Source organism: Ferruginibacter sp., from assembly GCF_031430955.1.
Classification (GTDB): Bacteria; Bacteroidota; Bacteroidia; order Chitinophagales; family Chitinophagaceae; genus Ferruginibacter.
This window is the reverse complement of the sequence record NZ_JANPCM010000495.1, coordinates 1-2272: the sequence shown is the minus strand read 5'-3', so window position 1 is coordinate 2272 and position 2272 is coordinate 1. Positions and strand designations below refer to the sequence as shown.

The 2272-nt window shown below is 37.5% G+C and carries 2 protein-coding genes and 1 tRNA gene; 2 read left to right on the top strand and 1 reads right to left on the bottom strand.

What is annotated here, in order from left to right:
• Window positions 1-1437 (bottom strand): HAMP domain-containing protein (locus ACY65O_RS13775; RefSeq protein ID WP_462221436.1); only part of this gene is annotated, 1437 nt, incomplete at its 3' end.
• 165 nt (window positions 1438-1602) lie between these two features.
• On the opposite strand from ACY65O_RS13775, the gene ACY65O_RS13770 reads away from it, so the two are divergent.
• Both ACY65O_RS13770 and ACY65O_RS13765 read left to right on the top strand, forming a co-directional pair.
• Window positions 1603-2010 (top strand): response regulator, encoded by a 408-nt coding sequence (locus ACY65O_RS13770; RefSeq protein ID WP_462221435.1) that lies wholly within the window; start codon window positions 1603-1605, stop codon window positions 2008-2010.
• Window positions 2011-2171: 161 nt separating this feature from the next.
• Window positions 2172-2245, top strand: a tRNA-Ala gene (locus ACY65O_RS13765).
• Window positions 2246-2272: the final 27 nt, after the last annotated feature.

Below are 2272 nucleotides of genomic sequence, written 5' to 3'. Positions count from 1 at the left end.
CGAAGAAAATGAATTCAGCTGATCCACCATGGTGTTGATGGTATTTTTTAATTCCAAAATTTCTCCCCTAACGTCAACGGTTATCTTTCTTGATAAATCTCCTTTTGCCACGGCTGTGGTTACCTCGGCAATATTTCTTACTTGCCCTGTAAGATTACTCGCCATTTGGTTTACCGAATCTGTAAGATCTTTCCATACACCACCTACCCCTTTTACTTTCGCTTGTCCACCCAATTTTCCTTCCGATCCTACTTCACGTGCCACACGGGTTACCTCTGCAGAAAATGAATTCAGCTGATCCACCATGGTGTTGATGGTATCTTTCAATTCTAAAATTTCTCCTTTTACATCCACTGTAATTTGTCTTGACAGATCACCTTTTGCCACCGCTGTTGTTACCTCCGCAATATTTCTTACCTGGCCTGTAAGGTTGGATGCCATCTGGTTTACAGAATCGGTTAAATCTTTCCATGTTCCTGCCACACCTTTTACCTGCGCCTGTCCACCCAACTTACCTTCGGTACCCACCTCAAGTGCCACACGTGTTACCTCACTTGAGAAAGAGTTCAACTGATCCACCATGGTGTTGATGGTATTTTTTAATTCAAGGATTTCACCTTTTACATCCACTGTAATTTTTTTGGATAGATCGCCTTTAGCTACGGCAGTAGTTACCTCTGCAATATTTCTTACCTGTGCAGTAAGGTTACTACCCATTTGATTTACTGAATCGGTCAAATCTTTCCATACACCTGCAACACCTTTCACTTTTGCCTGCCCCCCTAATTTTCCTTCACTTCCCACTTCACGTGCCACACGGGTAACTTCCATTGAAAATAAATTCAACTGCTTTACCATATCGTTTACTTCTTTTGCAATTCTCGAAAACTCTCCTTTTAAAGTATGGCCCCCTATTTCCAATGGCATTTCCTGCGAAAGGTTTCCTTTGGCAACCGAACTAATTACGTGTGCAATTTCAATGGTTGGATGAACCAGATCGGAGATCAATGTATTTAGTGAATCTACTCCAGTACCCCAGGATCCTTTAGCATTGGGTACTTCAATACGTTGTGTAAGTTTTCCCTGTTTACCAATTATATTACCCGCTTTTGTAAATTCAAACATCATTCTTTCGTTTAAAGAGATAATGTCGTTGAGGGTATCGCAAATTTTTCCGTTTAATCCTATTTCATCTATAGGCATACGAACGGCAAAGTTGCCGTTCTTTACTTCCATTAATACTTTTAGTAATTGCTGGCTGTTAAAATTAGAAGTGCCATTTTCTGCATTTTTTAATGAGAAGGCATTATTTGTCCCATTAAGTTTTCCTTTAGCAGTTTTTTTTAAAACTGGAGCAGTATATTTCACTGACTTCGTTTTAGCACCATTTGATCCACGTGGGGTGGTAGTAGAAATTTTGGATTCAGGGCTTCTCATGCTTTTTTACTTATAGGTTTTATAGAAAAGTTTTTACTCGCAGATAAATAATTTCCACGCTTTGTAGAATTATTTCCACGGTTACAGTGAATCTAATGTTTGCAACAGTTGGCTTACTAATTGCAAATATTTAAAACAATAAATAAATACAATAATTATTCCTTTATGAAGACAGCTCAAAAAAAAAGTATTTTTATTGTTGATGACGATCCCGATGACAGGCAGATGATACTGGACGCTTTTTTAGAAAATAACTCTGCAATAGATTATATATTTATTGAAAACGGGGAGCAACTAATGGAAACCCTCCTAAATGCAGAACAGGAAAACTATCCTGCTTTAATTCTGCTTGATCTAAATATGCCGGGAATGCTGGGGCTGCATGCATTAAAAGAGATCAGGGCGAATAAAAATTTTTCTCATATTCCCACTATTATTTTAACTACATCTTCTTTTGCACAGGATGAGAGTTCCTCTTATAAATTAGGTGCCAGTTGCTTTATAAAAAAGCCTCAATCTTATAAAGAATTATTGGAAATTGCCGCAGCAGTAATAAGGTTGTGGTTTAAATAATTAAAATATTGTTACCCTTATTTGTAACTGTTTAACACAAAAGGTATCCGTATCTCATTCATGAAATAATCAATTATTAATACTGTTTCAAACCGGTTAGTTTTTATTCTTAAATCATATATATTTGCACTCCGCTGTTAAAATCAAAATTTAATAAATAAGGGGGGTTAGCTCAGTTGGCTAGAGCGCTTGCATGGCATGCAAGAGGTCGTCGGTTCGACCCCGATACTCTCCACAAAGGCTCACTAATGGTGAGTCTTTT

Excerpts from the sequence above, each read along its gene's own strand:
- ACY65O_RS13770 (WP_462221435.1), top strand. The coding sequence starts at position 1,603 with ATGAAGACAGCTCAAAAAAAAAGTATTTTTATTGTTGATGACGATCCC.